Below are 24,266 nucleotides of genomic sequence, written 5' to 3' on the forward strand. Positions count from 1 at the left end.
GATACCTCCCTCCTTTTTTCATTTTATACAAATCAAGACAATTTTATAAAAAAGAGCCCGACACAACGGTTTGGTTTTGACATCCTTGTCAAAACCAAACCTATGAGTTTGAAAACTCCGAGTACGCTGTGGTAGTTTTCAAACTCAATTCTGTGTGGAACCACCGCCATCCGTGGCGGTTCTGAGTTTTGCCGTCCATGGCAAAAACTAACCTGCGAGTTTTAAAGCTTTACAAATTACTTTGCTTTAAAACATCGCTTCTGCGTGGAACCACTGCCATCCGTAACAGTACTGAGTTTTGACGTCCATGTCAAAAACTAAACCGTCTGCTTGGAACCACCGCCGTCCGTGGCGGTTCTGAGTTTTGACATCCTTGTCAAAACCAAACCTATGAGTTTGAAAACTCTCCGAGTACGCTGTGGTAGTTTTCAAACTCAATTCTGCGTGGAACCACCGCCATCCGTGGCGGTTCTGAGTTTTGCCGTCCATGGCAAAAACTAACCTGCGAGTTTTAAAGCTTTACAAATTACTTTGCTTTAAAACATCGCTTCTGCGTGGAACCACTGCCATCCGTAGCAGTACTGAGTTTTGACGTCCATGTCAAAAACTAAACCGTCTGCTTGGAACCACCGCCGTCCGTGGCGGTTCTGAGTTTTGCCGTCCTTGTCAAAACCAAACCTGCGAGTTTAGAATTGAGCAACGTTACGCAATTTACCATAGTAATGCTTAAATCCGCAGTCCCTCATTGTTGATACTCCGATTTTTATAACAGGAAGTTAATTACAAAACGCTACACTACCGTTATCTACCGGAAGGTTCATACAAGGGGCATTTTTTATGTCTCGGCATTTCCGGTGCCGTCTGCAAACGGCAGAGCAGCGATACTTTGAAGATACGGACAAAGCTGAACCATAGCGGCAGGGCATTGGAACCCTCCAAAGCAGGCAGACACGCTGCCCGCTAAGGGTCTTGTATTTTGTCGGTATTTTGATATACAGTAAGCCATGCAATATTTTAAGAATAAACCGCTAGTCTTCTTACTCTTTTTGTTTCTTTTTTTGAGTTTTTTTCTTTGTTGTAAAAAGAACCACTTGCAGCAGATGGAACGAGAAGATTTATTTAGTTTATCGTATGGGAGCTTCGAGAATCAGATAAATCTTTTTGAACTTGAAAGCAGTTATACTCGACCTGACAGTCAAATTTCTATGAAAGACGGAATTTTCTATATTTCCAATTCCGCTTCCGGAAAAATTATGCAAATGACCTCTTTCGGTGATTTGCTTTCTATAATATATAACGTTGATAAGAATCCTCAACCGATATTCACCAATTCTGAGAATTCGCAAACAAAGGCGACAACCCGTAAGTCGGTGCAGTATCCCTTAAATCATCCGACATTCTTAGCGATTACCGACAATAAGCAGCTTTATGTGGTGGACAGCGTTTTTTCGGATCGGGTTGAGTATGATCCCGAGGAGAATCTTGCTTTAACCAATATTGTCATTCACTTTAATGAAGAAAGTGAATTTGTTAATTATATCGGGCAAGAAGGAATTGGCGGCACGCCTTTTCCTATTATCGAAGGACTGTATACCAATACAAAAAATGATATCATCGTTGTGTGCCAGACTACACAAAGTATAAAAGTATATTGGTTTTCAGCTGACGGAGAACTTCTTTATAAGGTGCCCATCTTTTTTTCCTCATTACCATCTCCATATCGAGAGGGAGGCAGTTTTTTTTCTTCCGTAGAAACTGTCGTTCCTGATTTTAATGCAATGGGACTCTATGTTAAAATTGATTACTATACGGAAGAAATTGATCCTGAGACGCAGGTGAGTGCTGGCATTAATTATGATAAAAGCTGCCTATATTTTTTGGCAATTGAAACAGGAAAATACGAAAACAAAATCGATATTGCCCCGCATGAAGAAACAGAAACGGACGCCGCAGGCACAAACACAAATAAAAAAGTTTTTTCTCTGATAGGTATCAGTCAAAGCGATAAAGCGTTTTTCATAACACCCACCGCTAAAGGTTATTTGCTTGGAATCCTCGATTTAAATTCTCTCAGGCTGCTCAAGCGTGATTTAATAATTACTCAAGATGAACAAGTATATAATGCACTTAATCTTTCAACTAACGGAATATTATCGGGATTATTGGCAAAAAACAATCAAGCAGAAATTGTTTGGTGGCGTACGGACAAAATTATAGGAGAGTCTATTAGATGAAAGAGTCAAACAATAATCCTGACAGTTTAGAAACAAAAGCATCTGACGAAGCTGCCCCGCCTTTACGATACAGTAGAGAAAAGAGACTCGCCCGCAGCTCTGAAGCGGTCAGGCGTATGCATGAGGAAGATTATATACAGCGACCGGGATTATTTCGATCGTTAACCGCAACCCGATCGCTACGAGCTCTTTTTTTTGCAATCCTATTATTAGTTGCGGTTAATTTTTTTATTTTTTTCACACAGTCTACAAAAAACAAGGGAACTGTGGCGGGTGTTGCCTGTGTGCTTGAATCAATGATATATGAAAAAAGCACTTTTGCAACAATCACATTATTGGAAAACAAAAAAAAAGCGGAAGAAAAAGAGGTTGCAATATCCGTTCGATTCCTTTCGAAAGACGGCACGCTTATTGATAAAAAGCAAATTCAAAGTATTTATATCGGAGCGGAGGTACCGCTTTCTGCAAAAAGCGATGAAAAAGAAATAGCTGCTGTTGAAGCATATGTTACTGTTAATGATAAAGCAATTCTTTTAAAACAAAAACCGCGCGGAGCAAAATAAAATATAATAACAAGGCTTAGCAACCAGTATTTCCATAAGGTAGTTTCTCAACTGTTAAAATAAATTTTTTATCGAGCTTTTGACCATTTTTTAAAAAAAAGGTATACTTTTCAAATGAAAAAATTTTTTTTAGCGTATAAATTTTTTCTCTTGCCCTTACCGGCAGTTTTTTTTCTCTCATGCTCATTTAACTACACTGATAAGGCGCAGGAAGACGGCGCAAAATATCCGGATATGGTATTTTCAGAAATACAGATAAGAAGGCATGAAAACACAACTTTGCGAACCGAAATTTTTGCAAACACTATTGAGTTTTACGTCGGAGAACAGGTTTGGGCAGGTGAAAACGTACGCTTTACGCAATATGATGAAAAAGATAACTCCGAAGCACTGCGCGGCACTGCCGGTTTTTTGCTTGCATCTGAAAAAGAAAATGAATTTCGGCTTGGAAACAAAGTAGCAATTGAATTTTTAAAAGATAAACTTTCCGCACAAGGAACCGCCTTTGTATGGAAAAAAAATGAGCATACACTTTTAGCCCCGGAAAACGGCATTGTTTCCATAAAAAAAGAGAACGAGATTGCCATTGAAGGTAAAGGCTTTGTAGCGGACAGTCAGGCAAAAACTTTTGCGTTTCAGGAAACCGTTTCCGGCACCATCTATCAAAAAGAACAAAAAGCGGAAGAAGCTTCCGACACCGAAAAGGAGCAAAAATGAAAAAAATTGCGGCGATACATATCTTCTTTTCTTTATCTCTGGTTCTTTTTGCAAATTCAAAAATAAGCTTTTCTTCCGACAAACTTGAAGGCTCCGCAGGGAAAGACAAAACAACAACCATTTTAACGGGAAATGCATCAGTTAAAATTGATAACCTTCAAATTAAAGCGGATAGAATTGAGCTTTCCGGAAAAAACTATCGGTTTATCAGTGCCACCGGAACGGTAAGCGGAAAAGATGAAGAGAAAGGCTTGGAATTTTCCTCATCAGCATTAAACTTTGATCGCGATACCGAAGTAGCTGAGTTTTTGGGTTCTGTTTCGGTAAAAGATACCAAAGAAGATGTATTGGTAAAAGGCGAGCGAATATCCTATAATAAAAAACACGAAACAATGCTTTTACAAATGAACATTGAGTTAACACAAAAAGATCTCAGTTGTAAGGCAATGTTCGGCATGTACTATCGAAAAAAATCTCTTCTTGAATTAACCGGCAGACCCGAGGTTACAAAAGAAAAAGATATTTTTAAAGCGGAACGAATTACGGTTAATCTTGATACAAAAGATATAACCCTCAAAGGAAAGGTGAGTGGATCCATAATCGAAAAAGAAAAGAAAAAAGCCGATACGTCCTCAAAAACCGAAAATACATCCGCCGAAAAAGAAACGAGTCCGGAGAAAACCCCCACTATAAAAGAACGCGACAATACAAGTACTGGTAAGCCGAATTTGGATTCTGCAAATAAAGCGGAAATAACTATAAACGATTCTAAAGGAAAAAATTAATGAATGAAAATATAAGCCTTGACGAAATAGAATCCGACGGATTAGAAAAAAGCTGTTCTACAGCAAGTGAAAATACGGAAAAAGTTTTGCAGGAGTTTTCCGATTGGAATATAACACTTGCAGAAGAACAAAAAAAAGTTTTTACCGGATCAGTGCTGCGCGTTGACAGCTTAAACAAATATTTTAGAAAAAAACATGCGGTAAATTCGGTTTCCTTCTCAATGCAGCAAGGCGAAGTTGTCGGCTTACTCGGACCGAACGGAGCGGGGAAAACAACCTCCTTTTACATGATTGTCGGCTTTTATCAGCCAAATTCGGGGAATATTTACCTTGACGATTTGTGCATTACCGGCTTGCCCATGTATAAACGCGCGCGGGTAGGAATTTCCTATTTGCCGCAAGAGCCCTCTGTTTTCAGAAAACTCTCCGTTGAACAAAATATTTACGCAATACTTGAAACTCGTCCCGATTTAACCAAAGCCCAGCGAAAAGAGCGGCTTGAATTTCTTCTGGAAGAATTCGGCATTACCGCAAACAGAAAACAGCCTGCCTACACCCTTTCGGGCGGTGAGCGGCGCCGTACCGAAATCGCTCGCGCCCTTGCAATAGAGCCAAAGTTCCTTTTGCTTGACGAACCCTTCGCCGGCATTGACCCCATTGCGGTGCATGATATTAAAAAAATAATCCGCCTGCTTTCCACTCAAAAAATCGGCGTACTGATCACCGACCATAACGTGCGGGACACCTTGGAAATCACCGACCGCGCCTACATCATCAATCACGGACAAATTGTCGAGCAAGGCGGAAAAGAAACAATACTTAACTCCGAGGTTGCGCGCGCGGTGTACCTCGGCAGTGAATTCAGAATGTAAGCTAAAACCTTTCTGTTTACAAAAAAACCTGAGCTTTTTGATTCGGGCGTGCCCCTCCGCTTACGCTGCGGGTCGGCGTACTACGGGCTCCGCTATCGCTTCGGCTCTTTTTGCGCTATTTTGGCGCGCAAAAAGGATCCGGCGGACAGGTTTTGAAAAACCTGCCCGCCGCCCTCCGTCCGCCTCACGCAAAATGCTTCGCATTAAGGGCTTTGGCAGCCCTTAACCTGCCTTCCCGACGATGTTTAAAAGCATCAACACAAATATATCAATCAGAACCGCCACGGACGGCGATGGTTCCACGCAGCAGCGATGTTTTAAAGCAAGGCCGTTTACAAAGTTTTAAAACTCGCAGGCGAAGTGAAAGCCAGAATGTCAACACTTCGCCCTTGCTGCTGCGCAGGGCTTTTTTGGCTTATGCTTCGCCGCGATTCTGACCCCTTAACCCCTGCAGCAGAGGAATGTAAATTTCAGAACGGGCACGGACGCCCGTGGTTCCAAACAGACGGTTTAGTTTTTGACATGGACGTCAAAATTAGGTCGTTTGGTTTCACGCAGAAGCGATGGGTTTCCTGTCTTATCAAAACGGAAGACAAAATTCGAGAGCTGTCATTAAGCCTATGGTAAGTTTACTCACCGTTGCGCCGTGTCGGAATCTTTTTTTTATGAAAAATGATACAAGCGCTTTGCGAGTTTACAAGTTTAAATTGTACAATTATCTACGAGATTCTTCCCGAATCAATATTGATTACCGTATCCGCAATTCCCATTGTGGATTTTCTGTGGCTGACCAAGAGGATGGTTTTATTTTCTTTTTCCCGTAAAAGCGATTGTAAAATAACCGCTTCGTTTAAGCTGTCAAGATTACTTGTCGGTTCATCAAGCAGAATAAGCGGTGCCTGATGTAAAAATGCGCGGGCAACTCCTATTCGCTGCCGCTCGCCTCCCGAAATGCTTAAACCGAGTTCGGCAATTTTTGTGTCATACCCTTGGGGAAGGGTCAAAACAAAATCGTGCAGGTTTGCTTTTTTTGCCGCCGCAATAACCGTATCTTTTGAGGCAGCCCTGTTTGCAATAATCAGATTTTCATACACACTCTTGTTGAAAACATAGGTGTGTTGCGTTACATAGGAAATTGCTTCGCGCAATGAGGCAGTGTTAATTTCTTTTAAGTCGGTATTATTTATTTTGATGTTGCCCGATTGCGGATCGTAAAACCGCATAATGAGTTTGAGTAAGGTGCTTTTTCCGCTGCCGCTTTTTCCGTGTATGCCGATGATTGTGTTTTTTTTCGCAGTGAATGAAATATTTTTAAGTACCTCTTCGGTATCGTATGCAAAACTTACAGAGTTAAGTGCAAGCGTTTCAAAGCGAATGTCATGCTTATCGGTAACATCGGTGATTTCAGGTTTTTCTTCCAGCAAGGAAATAACCCGCTCCGCACTTGCAAAGGTTTGAATTAAATTTGTGGAAAGATTTGTTACCGCAATAACCGGCCCGAAGCTTGACATAAAAAGCACGGCGGAAATAACCATGCCGATAAAAGAGATTGAGCCTGAGGCAAACAGAATACTTGCGGCGGCAACCATTGTTATATCAAAAATTAAAATGCAGGCCTCAGAGACCGCACGATTTAATCCGCTGAAATTTTTTATTCGTTTAAAAAGAGAATCAACTTTGTTGTTTTTTTCTTCAAGGGTTGCTTCTCTTTTTGCAACAAGGTTGAAGAAAAAGATTTCTTTCATGCCGCGTAAAGATTCTAAAAAATAAGCATTAAGGTCGCCGACTTGCGCGCGGTATTCAGTGCCCAGTGTTTTTTCTTTTTTAGAAAACACGAGCGGTAAAAACAATCCGAGCACAAGATAGGCGATTGCTGCAATGCTTGCAAGAATCCATGAAATGCGTACAAACAAAAAAATAAAAATACTTGAGCAGATAACAGCGATTGAAACAGGTGCAATTGTATGTGCGTAAAAAACTTCAAGTAACTCAATGTCGGCAGTAATGATGGATAAAAGCTGCCCCGAATCTTTTCGCTGTAATTTTACAAAGGCAAGTTTTCGTAATGATTCAAAAACCTTGTCTCGAATAAGCGCTAAAAGTTTGAACGCAATATAATGTCCTGAAAGCTGCTCAAGATAGCGCAGCACTCCGCGCGAAAGTGATAAAATAACAAGTAGCACAATAATTGTTTTTATCGTAAAAAGGTTTTCCGCTCCGGATACCTGTAATACTTGCAGCACGCCCGCCGCACCGAGTACGGGAATAAAGGTTGCCGCCATGAAGCCGGCAACGCCTGCAATAATCGTAATAACCATAATAGGCAAAAGCGGTTTTACAATGTCAAAAAGTTTTATGATAAGCTGAAATTTAGTATAACGCATTTTTTTCTTCTCTTATTTTTTCTAAGTTTTGTTGTTGGGTAAATAGTTTTGCATACACTCCGTTTACATGCAAAAGTTCCGAATGTGTTCCGAGTTCGCAAAGAGTGCCGTTTTTCAATACCGCAATACTGTCTGCGTGCACGGTATTTGCAAGCCGATGCGAAATCATAATAATTGTTTTCTGTTTGCTTAACTCGCGAATGTTTGCAATAATAATCTCTTCGCTTTCAATATCGATATTACTGGAAGCTTCGTCAAAAATATAAAGCGGCGCATCAAAAAGCAAAGCACGCGCTAACGCTAAGCGTTGGATTTGCCCGCCCGAAAGATTTTTCCCTTGTGTTTCAATTTGAAAATCAAGTCCGCCGTTTTGATGAATAAATCCGTCAAGCCGTACTTGTTGCAAAACGCTAAAAAGCTCTTCATCGCTTGCATCAGACTTTGCAATTAAAAGATTTTCACGCACGGTTCCTTTAAACAAATAACTGTCGCTGCTTACCATGTGCAGATATTTACAGCGAATTGAATCCGGAATTTTTTTTATGTCAAAATCATGTATGGTAATTTTTCCCGTATAGTTTTTTTGCAAGCCGGTAAGTAGCGCCGCAATACTTGATTTTCCCGAACCGCTTTCGCCGACAATCGCATACAGCCCCGCTCCGGGAAAGGAAAGTGAGAAGTTTGTAAAAAGTTCCGTTCCTTCAGTATATGAAAAAGAGAGCGACTCAATGCCGATTCCGCAACCCTTTGCATTATCCATCGCATGTTCAAACTTAGTTATAAAACCTGAATCATACTCCGTCTTTTCTTCCTGAACATCAAGGATGGCAAAAAGTCTGTCGGCGGCGGTAATGCCGTTCATTGCAACATGAAAAAAAGAACCGAGCAAACGGAGCGGTAAAAAGAATTCCGCAGACAAAAGAATAAACAAAAGAGCACCGCTCATAGAAAGATTTCCCGCCTGCATTTGCAAAATCGAAACAATGATTCCTAAAGCAGCGCCGCCGTATGCGAATATGTCCATGAGGGAAACCGAATTAAGCTGCATGGTTAAAACTTTCATGGTTATTTTTCTGAACTCTTCTGCTTCCGCACGCAGCTCTTGTTGCTTATGTTCATCATCGTTATACGCTTTTAAAATAATTAAGCCTTGCAGATTATCAAGAAAATTATCGCCGAGTCCTGTGTAAATTGTAAAATATTTTTTCAGCAAACGTTTGGCAACTTTCTGCACCGCGATAATCGAAAGCGGGATAAGCGGCACGCAAAGAAAAAGAATAAGCGCCGCAATAAAATTGATTGGCGCTAAAATAATAAACAACGTGAGCGGGGCAATCATGCTGTAAAAAAACTGCGGAAGATACTGCCCGAAATACATATCAAGCTGCTCAATACCTTCCGAACCTATTTGCGTAACCTCCGCTGAAGAAACAACTTCGCCGTAGTTAAGCTTTAAGGAAGTAATTTTATCATACAGAAGTTTGCGCAATGTTTGCTTTACATTTTTACTTGCCCGATACGAGCAGTAACTTGATTGCCTTGCGCTTACAATTCGTATAAAAAAAACAAAAATTAAAATGCCTGCAAAAAAAACAAGCTGCCTTTTGGACGGGAACGATTGGTTAAAAACAATTTCAATTCCTTTTACAATGATGGCGCTGATTGCAATATTGCAAAGCAACGCAATCCAATTATAAAAAACAATCAGACGTATCCATTTTTTAGAATCTTTTACAACAGTCATTAATCGTTTATGAAACATAAAAATCCCTTAAAAAAATTACTTAAAAATAACAGACATGTTACTATAACGAAATGAAGAGATAATAACAAGTAAAGATTTTGCTTACAGCATCGGTAAGGCTCTTATTGCTTAAATATTTTAAAACAGCATGAGTATGGTAAACTACTATAACGTTTTTTTGATAACTCGATTATTTTTCTTAATGCATTTTATACAAATCGTAAAAAATTTTATAAAAAAGAGCCCGACACGGCGCAACGGTGAGCAATTTACCATAGTAATGCTTAAATCCGCAGTCCCTTATTGTTGATACTCCAATTTGTATAACAGGAAGTTAATTACAAAACGCTACACTACCCACCGTTGCTAAATTCAAAACTCGTAGGCACTGTAAACAAGAATAGCAAACATTACATTCAGAACGGGCACGGACGCCTTTAAAAAATGATGGCTTTTGAACATCCTTTGCAATTTTCCGGGGCATAAGGGGCGGCCGCTCTTAAATTCAAAGCACCCTTTACAAGATTTTCGTATTTGCTATACTACTCTTATGAGAATTCTTGTTGGCGGAATTAGCCATGAATCAAATAGTTTTAATCCGATTATTACCGGAATAAATGATTTTGTTGTGTTTCGGGGTGAGGAAGTTTTAACTAAGGGGCTTTTGCCTTATTATTCTTCAACCGGTATTATTGACACGCTGCGCGGATGGGGCTGGGAGGTTGTTCCGGCGTTAGTGGCGCGCGCAGTGCCGAACGGGCTTGTGCAGCACGAGCTGTATCAAAGTTTAAAGGCTGAGTTTTTGCACTATCTCGATGAGGCTTTGACAGAAGCTCCGATTGACGGAATTTGTCTCGGCTTGCACGGCTCTCTGAAGGTTGAAAACCTAGGTGCTGCGGAAGGTGATTTGCTTGCGGCAATTAGAGAGCGGCTTCCCGATGTTCCGCTTACGGTTGCGCTTGACATGCATGCTACTGTTACCGATGAAATGATTCGCTATTGTGACGGAATTGTCGGATACAAAACCGCCCCCCATATTGATTGTTATGAAACCGGTGTGCACGCTGCAAAACTTTTGCGCAGTGCCTTTGACTCAGGTAAAAAGCTTTGCATAGGACGGGTTTCCATTCCGATGTTAATTGCGGGCGAAAAAAGCGAAAGTGCGGAAGAGCCGATGAAAAGTCTTCTAGCCGCTTGTGTTGAGGCTGAAAAGCGGGACGGAATTCTTGCCGCCTCTATTTTACTCGGCTTTCCTTGGGCTGACTGCGAGGATAACGGCGTAAGCATTGTAACCGTTTCCGACGGCTGCCAAAAGCTTGCCGACGAAACCGCAAAAGAGCTTGCCCGCAAGTTTTGGAGCGAACGCCATAATTTTCGGTTTAGAGCCGAGCATTATGATTCAGTTTCTTCCATACTAAAGGCAATTGAAGCGGTTACCATAAATAAGGAACAGCCTGTTTTTATTTCCGACTCGGGCGATAATCCCACAGCCGGGGCTACGGGCGATGCCACTGAATTGTTTGAAGCAATGCTTTCTTTTAGCGATAAAATACAAAGCCTGCCCACTCCGCTTTTATATTCAGGATTTTTTGATGCACCCGCCGTTGATGCCTGTATGCGGGCAGGAGAGGGCAAAACGCTTGATATTACAATCGGAGGCAATTGGGATAAAATCAACGGTACGCAAATTCCCTGCACCGTTAAAGTTTTGCGCTTGGTAAAGGACTACGGAACATATCGCTCAAACCTTGCCTTAGTTGAATACAAAAACATGCACATTGTGCTTACCGGTAAGCATATCGGCTTCGGGGATGAAAACCTCTTGCCCGCACTGGGGGTGAACCCTTTGGATTATTGCATTGTAACGGTAAAGCTCGGCTACCTTGAAGCATGCTTTCAGGATATTGCGGCGCGCGCCATTATGGCAACCTCAAAGGGCTGTTCAAATGAATTGCTTGAAACGCTTGACTATCCTAAAACGCGAAAACCGATTTATCCGCTTAATAAAAACATGGAGTGGAGCTGTTAAGCTTTCGCGTAAACGTATAAACTTAAACGTAAAAAACAGAACAGAAGAAAAAAGGAAAAAAGATGAAAAATATTACGATTGAAATTTGCGCAGGCTCCCTTGATGATGCCCTCCTTGCCGAAAAAGCGGGCGCACAGCGAATTGAGCTAAACTCAAGCTTATTCCTCGGCGGCTTAACTCCTTCACTTGGAACCCTGCGCTTAGTAAAACAAAAAACAAAACTTAAAGTGCTCACGATGGTGCGCCCGCGGGCTGCCGGCTTTTTCTACACCGAAGCCGAGTTTGAAACAATGAAAGAAGATGCACGCATTTTTATTGAAAACGGAGCCGACGGAATTGTATTCGGCTTTTTAAATGCCGACGGCACCCTTGATGCGGCACGGTGCGAAGCTTTGTGTAAAATCGCAAACAGCAGGGAAACAGTTTTTCACCGCGCAATTGATGTAGTGCCCGACCCGCTAAAAACCCTCGATGCTCTTATTGAGCTCGGCATTACCCGCGTGCTCACAAGCGGACAGGAACCGACCGCCCCCGAAGGAGCGGAATTAATTGCGGAAATGGTGCGCCATGCGCGCGGTAAAATAGAAATCCTTCCGGGCGGCGGCATTACGAAAAAAAATGCTTCCCGCTTGGTGCAGGAAACAGGCGTAAGCCAAATACACTTTGCCGCCCTCTGCTCAAAACCTGAACCCTCGGTGCAGCACAACCCGAAAATCTACTACGGCGGTGCCCTCTACCCGAACGAAGACCGTTTTGAAATAGCCGACCTTGATGAAATGCGGCGAATTATCGAAAAGGTAAACTAACCCGTCTTGCGTAGAAACACGGGCGTCCATGCCCGTTCTGAAATTTACATTTCTCCTAGCGGCGGGGTGCAGGGGTGCCGTAACGCCCTGCATGCGAAGCATAAGCCAAAAAAGCCCTGCGCAGCAGCAACTGCCATCCGGGGTCTAAGGGGCAGCGCGCCCCTTACCACAACACACCTACACTATAAGTTTTTGTACCGCTTTGAACTCATCGGTGCCGGCAACGGAGTTGAGGTCGAACATAACGGATTCGACATTAGTGATAACCGCTCCAAGGTCATTCATTTGGTGCAACGCATTGTGTTTATTCCGCAAATCGCGTGAACTAACCGCATCTTCGCAAACAAAAACCTCATACCCGAAGGCAATCAGATCGCGCACGGTTAAAAGCACACAAATATGCGTTTCGATACCTGAGATAATAATTTGTTTTTTATTCTTTTTTGTTAAAGCTTCCGTAAAGTTTTTTTCCAGCATACAGGAAAACGATGTTTTTTCAATAGCCGTACTTTTTACACTGTCAAACAAACCTTTATTTGTATGTCCCAAACCTTTCGGGTATTGTTCGGTAAAAAGCGTTTCCAGCTGCATGATATTTGCCATCTTCGCCAAAACAACGGCCTTTTTCAGCACCTCCTCTTTTTCCTGCATAATATCAAGAAGTTTATCTTGAATATCAACAAACAAGATAAGAGCATTTTCTCTTTTTAATTTATAATTTTTCATACAATCCTCCCTGTGGATGAAATAAACAGAATTTACTAAACCTGCTGTAAACAGTATACAATAGATGTTTATTTTTTTCAAATTCTATAAAATATTTTAAATTTTATAGAATGCGAATAAAAAAATACTGTCAAATCCCTAATCTTGTGTAAAAGCCATGTATAATATTTAGCCTCTTTGTCTAATCAAACACAAGATATGTTCTATCTGTGCGTATCCATTTTCGTGAATGTCAATAAGAACTGGCGAAGCCCTTAATGCAACGCATAAACGAATAAATTCCACACGACCTTGTATCTTTACTTCGCCTGCGAGTTTAAAAACTCTGAGTAAGGTGCGGTAGTTTTTAAACATCGTTTGAATTTGTTCTGAGTCCGACACGGCGCAACGGCGAGCAATTTACCATAGGAATACTTAAATCCGCAGCCCCTTATTGTTGATACTCCGATTTTTATAACACTAACTTAATTACAAAATGCTACACTGGCACTTATAAGCGGAGTTCAAGGGGCGGCAGCCCTTTATTCATGCGTAAGCCCTGCGCATAATTTTACTTGCGTCTTTATTATCTTCATGTTATAATTCAATTGGAATAGAGTTTATAAACATATTCCTATTAGTTTTTTTAGTTTTTTATTTTATACGCCGAAAATATATGCAAAGGAGTCTGCTATGAAATCCCACCTCAAACTTAAATGGAAACTTTTATTATTAATCACTTTATTATCACCGGTGTTTTTTACCTGTAAGGGGAATGTCGGTCTTGGTTCTACCATAGACATAACCCCGCCGACGGTTCGCATTGATTCTCCGGAAGCGGCGGGAGCCCCTGCGCGCGGTTCTTTTGTAATTAAAGGAAAAGCCGAGGATGATACGCAAATAAAAAGCGTACACGTTATGTTACTTGATAGCAACGGCGGCCTTAAATCCTCAGGGCATGCAGAACTGAGCGATAAATCCGGTGCATCCCGCTCAACGGCGAAGGATGTGCGGGAGTGGTGGATACTTTTTGAAAACAAAATGGAGGGCGGAAAACATGTGTTGCCCGACGGAGAATATACAATAAAAGTTGATGTTGTGGACGAAAGCGGGAAAACGGCAACAACGACCACAAAGTTTACGATAGACAATACGCCTCCTGTGTTGGTACTGCATCGTCCGAGCACGGTAATGAGTTCGGAGACACCTGACCGGTACGGCAAAGACCTGTGGTTGGAAGGCATGTCAGCCGATGATGCGGGGGTTTCAAAAATAGTTATGCGCGCGTATGCAGACAAAGAGGGTACAACCTTGTTGGCGGAAAAGACCCTGGAAAATGTTCCGCCGACGGTAGAAATTAAAGTAGGCTCACGTAACGGCAGTAACAATGGCAATAAAAAGGATGATTTTTATAACACGATTTATAACAAACGTGGAAAAAATCCGGTGTACTGCACGATAGAAATATTTGATAATGCAAAGCAGTATACAAAAGAAGGAGCAAGTGGCGAAGGGAACAGCACCACAAGCTATTACTTATATGCACCGTTGTATGATGAAGTATTCTCGTTAGTAAACACAAACGATATATATAGGGCATTTGCGGGGTTCAATATTGCTGAGGATAAGGGGCTTGATAAAGGCAAGATTATTTCCCTGCTTTCAAAAGACAACGCCGCCGTCAGCGAAGCGTTCAAAGCGAATGGAAAAGAAAAAGGCTCTTTTACACTTGATCCGGATGCGAGTCCTGAATATGAACTGCTCGGATTTCAGGCGGTTGCAGAAGACGCGGGTGTTGATTCGTATAATACAATAGGAAAGGGCAGCACGATAACCGTGCAACTTTCAGCGGGACTTGATAAGGCTCCGCTTGATAAGAACAGTTTTGTCTTTTGCTACATGACAAAAGAGACGTATGAAAAGTACAGAAAAGATCCGGCGCTACAGAGTTTTGGTCAGACTCCTGAATCATTATTTAAAGACAATTCTAAAAAAGAGATACGAGACGGGATAATACAACTTGATGCAAAACTGACCCCGCAAGGCACCTCCTATATAGCGACCTATACCTTTAAAGACAAGGAGTTAAAAGTTAATCACCCGTATGTATTTATAGCGGCAGGGCGTGAGAAAAAGGGGAGAAATAAGCTTGGGAATCAGCTAAGAATGAAAACCGAGACTGCCGGTAATTGTATTTACGGATTTAAGGTTGCAGGTTTGGTAGACATCGAACCGCCGCGCATTCTGCCGGAATATCCGCAAGAAGGAGTTCTCTTTGATCCTGCAAAAAAAATTAGCGCCATTATTTTTGATGCATCCGGAATACAAGAAGCAAAAGTTCATTATCGATATGGGAATGGGGAAGAAAAAGAAGCCCTTCTTTCACCTGAAAGCGGAAAAGCAAATATGTATACCGCGGCACTGCCTGCTGCTGACCTAAAAGAGGGTCAGTATGAAGTATGGTTTACAGCAATAGATAAAGCGGAACCCCCGAATACAAATACAGGAGCAAACAGCAAAATAACGGTAACGTATGATAAAGAGGATCCGGACATTAAAAACGTACAAGTGAATGGAACAGCTATAAGTAATGGTGGCAAACTCAATGTTAAGTCGAATGATATACACATAACCGGAGAAGTTATAGAATCGCATGGACTTGAGTATTTGAAAATAAAAGGCGACGGGGTAACCTTTTCTTCTAGTGGTGACGCCTACAGCTTTGACCGAACACTGTCACTTGACGATGGAGACCATTTTATCAAAATTGAGGCAAAAGATAAGGCGGGGAAGGTTAGCAGTATAGAATTTACTCTTTGTGTGGATACGACAGCGCCTACGTTTGATGAGATGAAAGTTGCAGAGCAATCTGCAAATAATGGCAGCAGTCTTATTTCAAACTCGCAAGTTGTAACAATTACCGGAAAGGTAACCGATGGTACAAATAGCAGCGGAATAGATGTGGTAGAGTACTCATTAGATAACAGAGCCACATGGAGATCATTGGTCGGAACTCGTGAGCAAAATGGAATCTATATCATCAATGATTTTGTATCAGTAAATATTGGTGGTGCAAAAACCATACACTTACAGGCAAAAGACTATGCAGGTAATAAAACAGAGCAATGGTCGTGTAATGTTACGGTAACATCAAATATCCCGACCATAACATTAGAGGTGGTTCCTCCCACTGCCGGTAATAGCAAAACATTTGAGCGGAACGGCTTAGTTTACTTGAAAGGTACAACGAATATTCAAATATACGGGCAAATGGAGGGTGCAAGCGGTGCCGAGTCTTTGGAAGTAACCTTAAAGAAAGACTCTATTAGCGCCGATTTAGACGTTTTATTTGCCGAACCTAATAAGGTTCGTGATCTCAAAATACAGCCGAATAATAACGGCTTAGCTGCTTCATTATTTGCGGTAAAAACCGGAAGCAAAGACGGTGAATACCGGATAACCGCAAAACAAGGTACGCACGCTAAGACGGTTAAACTTATTATAGACAACACGCCTCCCAAGGTTGAGTCAAGAGTGCCGTTTTATGATCCGGCTTCGTCCACCGAAGTTTATAAATTTAATTCTCTGCAAAAATTCTACGGTACCATTACCGATGGCAGCAGCGGCTCGGGCGTTAAAAGCATAACCGCTAAGATTGACGGGGCTGATCACGAACTCATACGTACAGGCGGCGCATGGGAATCAAAAGAAGTTCCTTCTATTAAAGAAGGAAATCATATGTTGGTACTTAACTATGAGGATAATCTTGGAAATAAAGGCACCCAGCTTGAAATTCCGTTTGTATATGATAAGGCAGACCCCAAAATTAGCGATGTAAACATAGGGGCCAATACTATTGATAACGGCGGAAAAATCAACGTTAAATCTAATAGTATAACAATTAAAGGTATCGTTACGGAAACGAATGGGCTGGAATACATACAGGCAAAGGATGGCACTAATACCAAGAAAGCGACTCTTGTGGGTCAACTTGCACCAGATGGAAAAAATAATTTTTCATTTGACTTTACCGATCTTGTAGAAGGGGAGCATCCCTTTGAAGTTGAGGCTAAAGACAAGGCAGGAAAAAATAGTGAGAGGTTTGCATTTAAGGTTTTTGTTGATACAAAAGCACCTAAACGTATGGATATCAAAACGGATGATGCTAACGGGGAAATAAATGGAACTGATTTATTAGCAACAAGCAGCACGGTAAAGATAAGCGGCAAGGTAAAAGATGACGCCCCTTCAAGCGGTATCGATGTTGTTCAATATGTTTTAACAGATACCACTCCTGACTGGACAAAGGCAAGTTCTTTCAGTCTGAAGGGAATTAGCGCTGAGCTCGACTTTGAAGGCTATGTACAGCTTGAAAAGGGCAAAAAGCTCCACATTAGAGCCTTAGACAAGGCAAAAAATCCTTCGGAGCTACAAAGTTATACTGTAACACTTGATACGGAGCCGCCGAAGGTTACGCGGCTGGAAGTTGCTGCAGTAACCAGCGCTCAGCATACACAGGTTATTCCCGCCACAGCGACAGAACCGTATTACGGAAAGGGTAAGCTGCAAGTAAATCTTACCGTCTCTGATGACACGGGGGTACAGTCTGTAATGCCCATCATAAAGAAAGACGGGATAGCCTTGTCAGAGGCTGATTCCAAGGGCTTTTTTGCTAACTTTGATACTGATTTCAAGAAGGCAGTCGACGCAAACAGTAAAGAGCCGGCCATTCAGCTGACTATAAAAGATGGTACGCAAGACGGCACCTATGAGATAGGCTTTAAGATAGAGGACAAAGCAAAGCCGAAACCGTGGGAAAAAAGTGAAACCATTACCTTAGTAATAGACAACAAGGAGCCTGTGCTTACACCTATTGTTCCGGTTGAAGGGCAACCGTTTTCTAACCAGAAGGTTGCTTTTAACGGTACTATTTCCGACATAGGTTCCGGAGTAGAAGAGGATAGCTTTACATATGAAGTCAAAGACTCAAACGGAGTAGTTGTGTCTGCAACGCCAATTACGATAACCGGCTCATCATGGAAAATAGATGGTGTTAACTTAGGAACGAAAGAAGGCGAAAAGACAATAACCTTTAAAGCAAAGGATAAGCTTGGAAATCCCACTGAAGAGACAAAAACGGTATATTATGATAAAGCTAATCCTACACTTACCGAGGTGAAGGTAAATAATCAACAGGGAAACCTTGTGTACGTTAAGAAGGACGTTTCAACACCTCAAGCAGAAACAAAGGTAGTAATTACCGGACAGGCAACTGATACAAATAAGATGCAAAAGGTTGCGGTTTTTGAAGGTGCGGAAGAAAAAGGAACTACTGCGTGTGATGTGGACGGAGACTGGTCTATTGAGCTTGCGGTACCGGGCACACTTGCGGAAGGTATCCATAACCTTACGATAAAAGCAATTGATATCGCGGGTAAAGAAACCATCGCAAAAAAAACGGTTGTTGTGGATACAACGGCGCCTAAGTTAGACATTACAACACTTGGCGACAAAACTATATTAAGCAATGACTTCTCAGCCTTTAGCAGTAAGTGGATAGGTATTAAACCGATAACGGTAGCAGGTTCCGCTCAGGATACCGGTACAGATCCCGCCGGCATAGATCGTGTGGAATACGCGTTTAAAAAAGGGACTGCGAATATTCCCAACGATGCGTGGAGACTTTTGAACCTTACTTCTACTGCTAATAATGCGTACAGCTTTAACGAAGAGTTCGCAATTCCGTCCGATGCTGTAGCGCTGCATTTTAGGTGTATTGACAAGGCGGGAAACGTAACAGAGCTGACACCGATCGCATTGCAAATTGATTCAACTCCACCTCAGCTGGAAGTTACGGAAATAGACGGAAAAGCCGGGTATAAAACCGCTGTAACAGTGAGCAAAAAAGATATTAGTATCAAAGGCGCGGTAACTGATCTTAATGCAGCGAATCAAAAAGAATCCGGTGTTGCAAAAGTAGTATGGACATTGGATGGCAGTGCTGAGAAAGAGCGTACTGTATCCCAGAGTGGTGAATGGGCGGTTTCCATCCCTGCGGCTGAAATGAAAGCCGGTATGCTTACGATTACGGCTATTGATACGGTAGGTAATATCTCCGCACCGAAAAACATTGTGTTCTTACTGGACGAAGACGCTCCTACTGCAAAGATTATCAATTTTGATGCGAACAGTACGCAAACCGGCTCTATCACGGTTAAAGGCTTAGTGGAAGATATCGGTAATGCCGGTGTGGATAGTTCCGCAACCGCATGGAAAATCGTAAAGCGTAATGATCCAGACCCTGAAGAAGATAAAGCAAATTGGCCGGAAAAAGATGACCTGAAAGGTTGGAAAAAGGTTGATAAGCCTACTGTGGGGAACTGGGAAATAACAACACTCGATTTGAGTAGATACATTACCGCAGACGGCACCACAGCCAATCAATATAAAAGCGAGTATGCTGTGCAGCGGGGTGCTGACATCTTGTTTGATTTGCCGCTCTATGTTTTTGTAAAAGACTCTGTCGGAAACGCAAAGGTTGTAAAACTGAACATCCTTGTTGATCCTGCGGGCGATATACCGGTAGTAAAAATCTTATATCCTCAGAAAAACGGCGATACGGTAGGCGGTTTAATAAAAATATACGGAACCGCAGCGGTTAACGATCCTGCTAAAGGCAGTGTTGAGAATGTGTATATTCAAATTACCAAGAACAAAGACGGAAATGGTAATCCTACATTTGATTCACCCTGTACATTTGGCGGCAAAGAATGGTGTACCCCCGGTACTACTCACGGTGTACAATTAACTGCGGATGAATTCAAGGCAGGTTCCGGTTTTTGGGCTCTTGATATCAATAGGGATAAAGAGTTTGAAGAAACCGGAAATAACACGCAGCAAACCATTTGGTTCAGACTGCGAGGCAAAAATACAACCAACAAATTCGGTGCATGGACAGAGCCGTTTAAACTGATAGTCGATAAGAATGCACCAAAAATAACTGCTGCAAAAGTTGCAACAGAAGGCAATATCGGCAGTGCGCCTACCGGCGACTTTGACAACCGATTCTATGTGCCCAATATGTGGATAAAAGGCGCTGACTTGTATCTTTGTGCGGACTTATCCCACACAGCGGGGATAAAGTCGGTAGAAGTATCGGGAACACTGAACTGCTTACAGAGCAATCGCCAGGACTTGAAAGACGATAAGATAGTCGGCGTTAATATTGCTGGAACGGGAAAACAATGGTTCTTTGAAAACCCGTCAGGTTCTAAAAACTATCAAATGAGAATTCCGCTTAAAACAACGGATAATCCCGGTTCAAATAATGAATTTAGCATTACGGTAAAAATCACCAGTAATGTAAGCACTTCGGGACAAGAATCAACGGCGGAGAGCACGTGGACTCTTAAATACGATAATGCTAAGCCGGCGGCGGTGTTTGGTGCAAAAATCAAAGCGTCACCGATGAAAATTTCGGGGGCTTCCTTTACCGATGCAAGCTTAATCGATTCTAAGATTGATACGAATAGCATGTATGTATTTGCAGCCGGCGAGGCACGTAAAATTACAGGCTTTAACGAGACTTCTGGCACGGTAACGCTTGAAAGCGCTCTTTCCGGTGAAAGTTCGGGGTATATAATCTATAGTCCTGCAGACTATACGTGGAACACAGGTGCAGGTCTCTGTACGGTGGAAGGTATCGCCGATGATGTTGGCGCCGGCGTAAAAACGGTAAAGGCAGCCCTTAAGATTAATGGCACGACAACGCCGGATAAAGTGCTGAACTTCCCCCAAGCGAACGGATTGACCTCTGACATAGGAACATTCGTAATATGGAAGGGTGAGGTTAATACAACGGGCATTCCTGACGGCCAAGGCATGCTTACATTTACCGTAACCGACGAGGCAGGGAATGAATCTACAAGCTCGGTAACGCTTAAGCTTAAAAATAATCCGTTGCAAATTAATAAGCTGGGTATTGGCACAGACCTGAACTATAGCGAAACAATCGGCGACGGTGAAGGCGAGTTCGCTTGGCAAAACATTAGTTACCTGCCCGATACTGATAGCGGTGTTGATCGGGTAACAAAGGATTGGAGCGGAACGGTAACTGCTAACCTTAGCTTTAAAAATCCGAATTCTCAGATAAAGGTTGAATCCTCGGGCGGCAATGGAACAATCAAGTACACGCTTAAATGCGGTACTGAGACAATCCACAGCTTAGCAGACCTGCCTACCGGCGGCATAATCCCATTAACTGCGAATGATTTTGCCAAAATCGGCCAAGGCAATAAAACATTAGTGCTTACCCTTTGGGATGCGGCTGCCGGTTTAACGCAAGGTACGGACACCTGGAAAGCCGAGGCAACAATAACTGTGAAAGTAGATACAACGGATCAATTTGCACCTACTGCAGGTATTAAGCCGCTCCATTGGACAAGCAAAACCGACAACAGCTTGTATAAGAACAGCGAGCTACAGGGGCATATCGAACTAAAAAATGGTACAAGCGGCAATGACAAGGTTTCGGGCAAAATCAGTATACGCGGAACCGCACAGGATAACCAAATTATAACGGAAATCTGGGCGGCTATTACCGATTTTGAATTTGCCGCCGGCATTCAAGTACCGGTCGAAGCTAAAAATGCGGATCGAGGTATAAAAATTGCCGAATATAGCAGAAAGACAAAAGAATGGATATACTGCTTTGATCAAAACAACAACAAATATGTCCGCTTTAAAGATGGTACGCTTCAATTCTTTGAAGCAAGCAATGCTTGGAAAGAATATACATGGGATAATGCGGAAAATAAATGGTACCTTGGGCCGGAGTCTGCAAAAACCTATTATGGACAGAAAGATGTTTCAAATACGGGGTGGTTCTTTGAAGTAACCAAAAGCACGTTTAGTCAAGACAGCGGACATGACATTGCATGGCAACTTGATTGGGATACCGCAAGAATTAAGAATATTGCGGGCAAAAACAAAACGGTAAAGCTCTTTGTCAAAGACAGTACAAATTACAGTTTGGAAAAGGCGATTACTGTTGATGTTGTGCCCTATATAACCAAGGTTACAACTGCTCTTTCTGCTATGAATCAATCGAAACCGTCCGAAAATGACAGGACTGCGCTCGGGCACTACCCTGTATGCAGTGATGAAACAATTACGGTAGAAGGGTTTAACCTTACGGATGCTGTTTACAAAATAGGCGGTACTAATCTCGGTGCAGGAGCTGCTATTCCTAACGGTGCAAAGATAGCTGTAGCAAGTGCAGCTGCTTCGGGTGACTTAACAGCCGTTGTAAATGGGGTTTCCTCAATCAACAACAGCAATAGTAATGCCGCCATATACAACCAAAAACCGAACGGGCTGAACAATAATACCTTAACCGATGACGTGTTTATTGATATTTGGCAGTTCAACCCAAAAGCGGTTTTGCCTTCAAACGGTACCGTTGAGGATGCGGTAATGAAAATTAATCCTAAAACCGGTATAATTGGTTTTGCCTTTGCAAACGGCTCTAACCTTTTCAGTATGCCAAGCGACTCTACCAGTTATACAAAATGGCAACAGAACTGGGATGACTACGGTGCTATCGGCCTTGCATATGATCCTCAAGGAGGTGCGCATGGGGTTGCCTCGGTGCGTGACACGAATTATGACAGTGAACAAGCAGGTCCATTTACTTATTTTCCTGCCAAGGATGTGGCTCCCGGCGGCAGTAGCGCTGGAGAAGGCTATAAGGGAACAGGAGGCTATAGGCTTGAAAGCCTTGGGACAACTATAGATAACATGAATAAGAAACGTATACAATCACCGAGTCTTGCTATAAGCAAGGAAGGAAGGTACCTTGCTTATTACGATATGCTAACCGACCAGATACGCTTTAGACATAAAAGTCAGTTGTTAACGACTAGTGTTTATAATAAGCCGACGGTAACACCGGTAGACCATTATAGTCTTATTGCAGGCGGCCGAACGGGTAACACTGCAGGCGAATTTGTATCAATTGCGGTAAAGTCTGGGGATACAGAAGCTGACGATGTGGTAGTTGCCGTATGGTACACGGGCAGCTCTCTAATGTATGCCTATAAAACAAATCCTGCAAATGACACCGATGCGGATCAGACTGGCAGCAGGGACGGGTACTGGTCTAAACCGAAAAAGGTGTTTGAAAATCTCTCCAGTGTCGGTGAATACTGCCAAATAGCGGTTGACAAAAATGGTGGTATTCACATTGCCGCCTCTGATGTTGGTAATACCGCATTGGTATACGCTTATATGTCTGACTATAAGGGTGTCGATCTTAAAACATGTACGATTGATTCGTACGGTATTATCGGAACGCATATTACCCTTGATGTGGCTTTATCGGAAAAAGGAAAGCCCATACCCTATATCGGTTATTTCTCAAATTCGGCGGGAAAACCGAAGCTCGCGTATCTTGTTGAACCCAATGACCCGGCTGAATTTGAACAAACAGCGGCGGGTGCCGTTTCTGACAAAATGACCGGCAAATGGGAAATTACACTCGTACCCACGCAGCAGCGCGTACGGGAAGGTCGTGTTAATGCCGGTGTATGGAAAGCTGCAGGTGTTATAACAAAATCAACAAAGGGGACAACTACCCCACAGACCGGGTCAACGTCTGATACGGGGAACGTTTACGGCAACGAAACAGCAAATCCTGTATTAGGATATCTCATCCGACAAAACTGGGCTGTAGAAACCGCCCAAAAGAAATAAGGCTCAAAATGTATAGCTGAAATGCAGGGCATTCCCCGCACGGGGAATGCCCTTTTTTTAACCGCCCTGTCCTGCGTGCAATTGTCGGAGGGCGGGGTTGGCGTGCGGAGCTGTGGGAGTTTGCTTGGCGTTAGCGAGCTGTCGGTATTCCTATGGCAAACTTACCCACCGTTAAAACTCAGCACGGGCACGGACGCCCGTGGTTCCAAACAGAAGCGATGTTTTAAAGCAAGACTATTTGCAAAGCTTTAAAACTCGCAGGTTTCATTTTGCCATGGACGGCAAAATTATGCCGTGCAGTGGTTCCACGCAGCAGCGATGTTTTAAAAGCACAAATTTTTTCCAAGTGCTCTTAAAACTCGTGGTTTAGTTTTTGCCATCGACGTCAAAATCAGCACAGCCACGGACGGCGGTGGTTCCAAACAGAAATGAGTTTGAAAACTACCACAGCGTACTCGGAGTTTTCAAACTCATAGGTTTCATTTTGCCACGGACGGCAAAACTCAGAACCGCCATGGACGGCGGTGGTTCCAAACAGAAATGAGTTTGAAAACTACCACAGCGTACTCGGAGTTTTCAAACTCATAGGTTTCATTTTGCCACGGACGGCAAAACTCAGAACCGCCATGGACGGCGGTGGTTCCAAACAGAAATGAGTTTGAAAACTACCACAGC

General features: G+C 42.6%; 11 protein-coding genes. 8 read left to right on the plus strand and 3 right to left on the minus strand.

Features of this window, described 5'->3' with window-relative positions:
• Positions 1–1,004: 1,004 nt before the first annotated feature.
• The 5 genes from FUT79_RS12640 to lptB all read left to right on the plus strand — a co-directional run bounded on the left by FUT79_RS12640 (position 1,005) and on the right by lptB (position 5,171).
• A complete protein-coding gene (locus FUT79_RS12640) occupies positions 1,005–2,234 on the plus strand; it encodes an LIC_12708 family protein (protein WP_024753122.1) in 1,230 nt (409 codons plus the stop codon).
• The gene (locus tag FUT79_RS12645) at positions 2,231–2,797 is read left to right on the plus strand and encodes a hypothetical protein (protein WP_002698030.1); all 567 of its coding nucleotides are present in this window, start codon (positions 2,231–2,233) and stop codon (positions 2,795–2,797) included. Before FUT79_RS12640 ends, FUT79_RS12645 begins: the two co-directional genes overlap by 4 nt.
• Positions 2,798–2,911: 114 nt before the next feature.
• Entirely contained in the window at positions 2,912–3,514 is a 603-nt protein-coding gene (locus tag FUT79_RS12650; protein ID WP_024753121.1) for a hypothetical protein, read from the plus strand.
• Positions 3,511–4,299 (plus strand): LptA/OstA family protein, encoded by a 789-nt coding sequence (locus FUT79_RS12655; RefSeq protein ID WP_024753120.1) that lies wholly within the window; start codon positions 3,511–3,513, stop codon positions 4,297–4,299. The genes FUT79_RS12650 and FUT79_RS12655 overlap by 4 nt, the downstream gene beginning before the upstream one ends.
• On the plus strand, positions 4,299–5,171 hold the full coding sequence (gene lptB / locus FUT79_RS12660) for an LPS export ABC transporter ATP-binding protein (RefSeq protein WP_024753119.1): 873 nt from the start codon (positions 4,299–4,301) through the stop codon (positions 5,169–5,171). Before FUT79_RS12655 ends, lptB begins: the two co-directional genes overlap by 1 nt.
• Before the next feature lie 719 nt (positions 5,172–5,890).
• Here the strand turns inward: lptB and FUT79_RS12665 are convergent.
• Together FUT79_RS12665 and FUT79_RS12670 are read right to left on the minus strand one after the other, a co-directional pair.
• Positions 5,891–7,555 (minus strand): amino acid ABC transporter ATP-binding/permease protein, encoded by a 1,665-nt coding sequence (locus tag FUT79_RS12665; RefSeq protein ID WP_024753117.1) that lies wholly within the window; start codon positions 7,553–7,555, stop codon positions 5,891–5,893.
• Positions 7,542–9,317 carry an ABC transporter ATP-binding protein/permease gene (locus FUT79_RS12670; RefSeq protein WP_024753116.1) on the minus strand — a complete coding sequence of 592 codons (1,776 nt, stop codon included), beginning with the start codon at positions 9,315–9,317 and terminating at the stop codon, positions 7,542–7,544. Before FUT79_RS12670 ends, FUT79_RS12665 begins: the two co-directional genes overlap by 14 nt.
• 532 nt (positions 9,318–9,849) lie before the next feature.
• Between FUT79_RS12670 and FUT79_RS12675 the strand changes: the two genes are divergently transcribed.
• Positions 9,850–11,328 (plus strand): M81 family metallopeptidase, encoded by a 1,479-nt coding sequence (locus tag FUT79_RS12675; protein ID WP_024753115.1) that lies wholly within the window; start codon positions 9,850–9,852, stop codon positions 11,326–11,328.
• Positions 11,329–11,390: 62 nt separating this feature from the next.
• Entirely contained in the window at positions 11,391–12,134 is a 744-nt protein-coding gene (locus FUT79_RS12680) for a copper homeostasis protein CutC (protein WP_024753114.1), read from the plus strand.
• 177 nt (positions 12,135–12,311) lie between these two features.
• On the opposite strand, the gene FUT79_RS12685 is transcribed toward FUT79_RS12680, so the two are convergent.
• Positions 12,312–12,860, minus strand: a complete 549-nt coding sequence (locus FUT79_RS12685) for an isochorismatase family protein (RefSeq protein ID WP_002701359.1) — start codon at positions 12,858–12,860, stop codon at positions 12,312–12,314.
• A gap of 672 nt (positions 12,861–13,532) precedes the next feature.
• Here FUT79_RS12685 and FUT79_RS12690 point away from each other — a divergent pair.
• The gene (locus FUT79_RS12690; protein ID WP_148889716.1) at positions 13,533–23,591 is read left to right on the plus strand and encodes an Ig-like domain-containing protein; all 10,059 of its coding nucleotides are present in this window, start codon (positions 13,533–13,535) and stop codon (positions 23,589–23,591) included.
• Positions 23,592–24,266: the final 675 nt, after the last annotated feature.

The sequence above is a fragment of the Treponema phagedenis genome (assembly GCF_008153345.1).
GTDB classification, from domain to species: domain Bacteria; phylum Spirochaetota; class Spirochaetia; order Treponematales; family Treponemataceae; genus Treponema; species Treponema phagedenis.

What these genes read in the sequence shown, in the direction of transcription:
- FUT79_RS12680 (WP_024753114.1), top strand. Translation starts at nt 11,391, where the DNA reads ATGAAAAATATTACGATTGAAATTTGCGCAGGCTCCCTTGATGATGCC.
- FUT79_RS12655 (WP_024753120.1), top strand. Translation starts at nt 3,511, where the DNA reads ATGAAAAAAATTGCGGCGATACATATCTTCTTTTCTTTATCTCTGGTT.
- FUT79_RS12640 (WP_024753122.1), top strand. Translation starts at nt 1,005, where the DNA reads ATGCAATATTTTAAGAATAAACCGCTAGTCTTCTTACTCTTTTTGTTT.
- lptB (WP_024753119.1), top strand. Translation starts at nt 4,299, where the DNA reads ATGAATGAAAATATAAGCCTTGACGAAATAGAATCCGACGGATTAGAA.
- FUT79_RS12685 (WP_002701359.1), bottom strand. Translation starts at nt 12,860, where the DNA reads ATGAAAAATTATAAATTAAAAAGAGAAAATGCTCTTATCTTGTTTGTT.
- FUT79_RS12675 (WP_024753115.1), top strand. Translation starts at nt 9,850, where the DNA reads ATGAGAATTCTTGTTGGCGGAATTAGCCATGAATCAAATAGTTTTAAT.
- FUT79_RS12665 (WP_024753117.1), bottom strand. Translation starts at nt 7,555, where the DNA reads ATGCGTTATACTAAATTTCAGCTTATCATAAAACTTTTTGACATTGTA.
- FUT79_RS12670 (WP_024753116.1), bottom strand. Translation starts at nt 9,317, where the DNA reads ATGTTTCATAAACGATTAATGACTGTTGTAAAAGATTCTAAAAAATGG.
- FUT79_RS12645 (WP_002698030.1), top strand. Translation starts at nt 2,231, where the DNA reads ATGAAAGAGTCAAACAATAATCCTGACAGTTTAGAAACAAAAGCATCT.
- FUT79_RS12690 (WP_148889716.1), top strand. Translation starts at nt 13,533, where the DNA reads ATGAAATCCCACCTCAAACTTAAATGGAAACTTTTATTATTAATCACT.
- FUT79_RS12650 (WP_024753121.1), top strand. Translation starts at nt 2,912, where the DNA reads ATGAAAAAATTTTTTTTAGCGTATAAATTTTTTCTCTTGCCCTTACCG.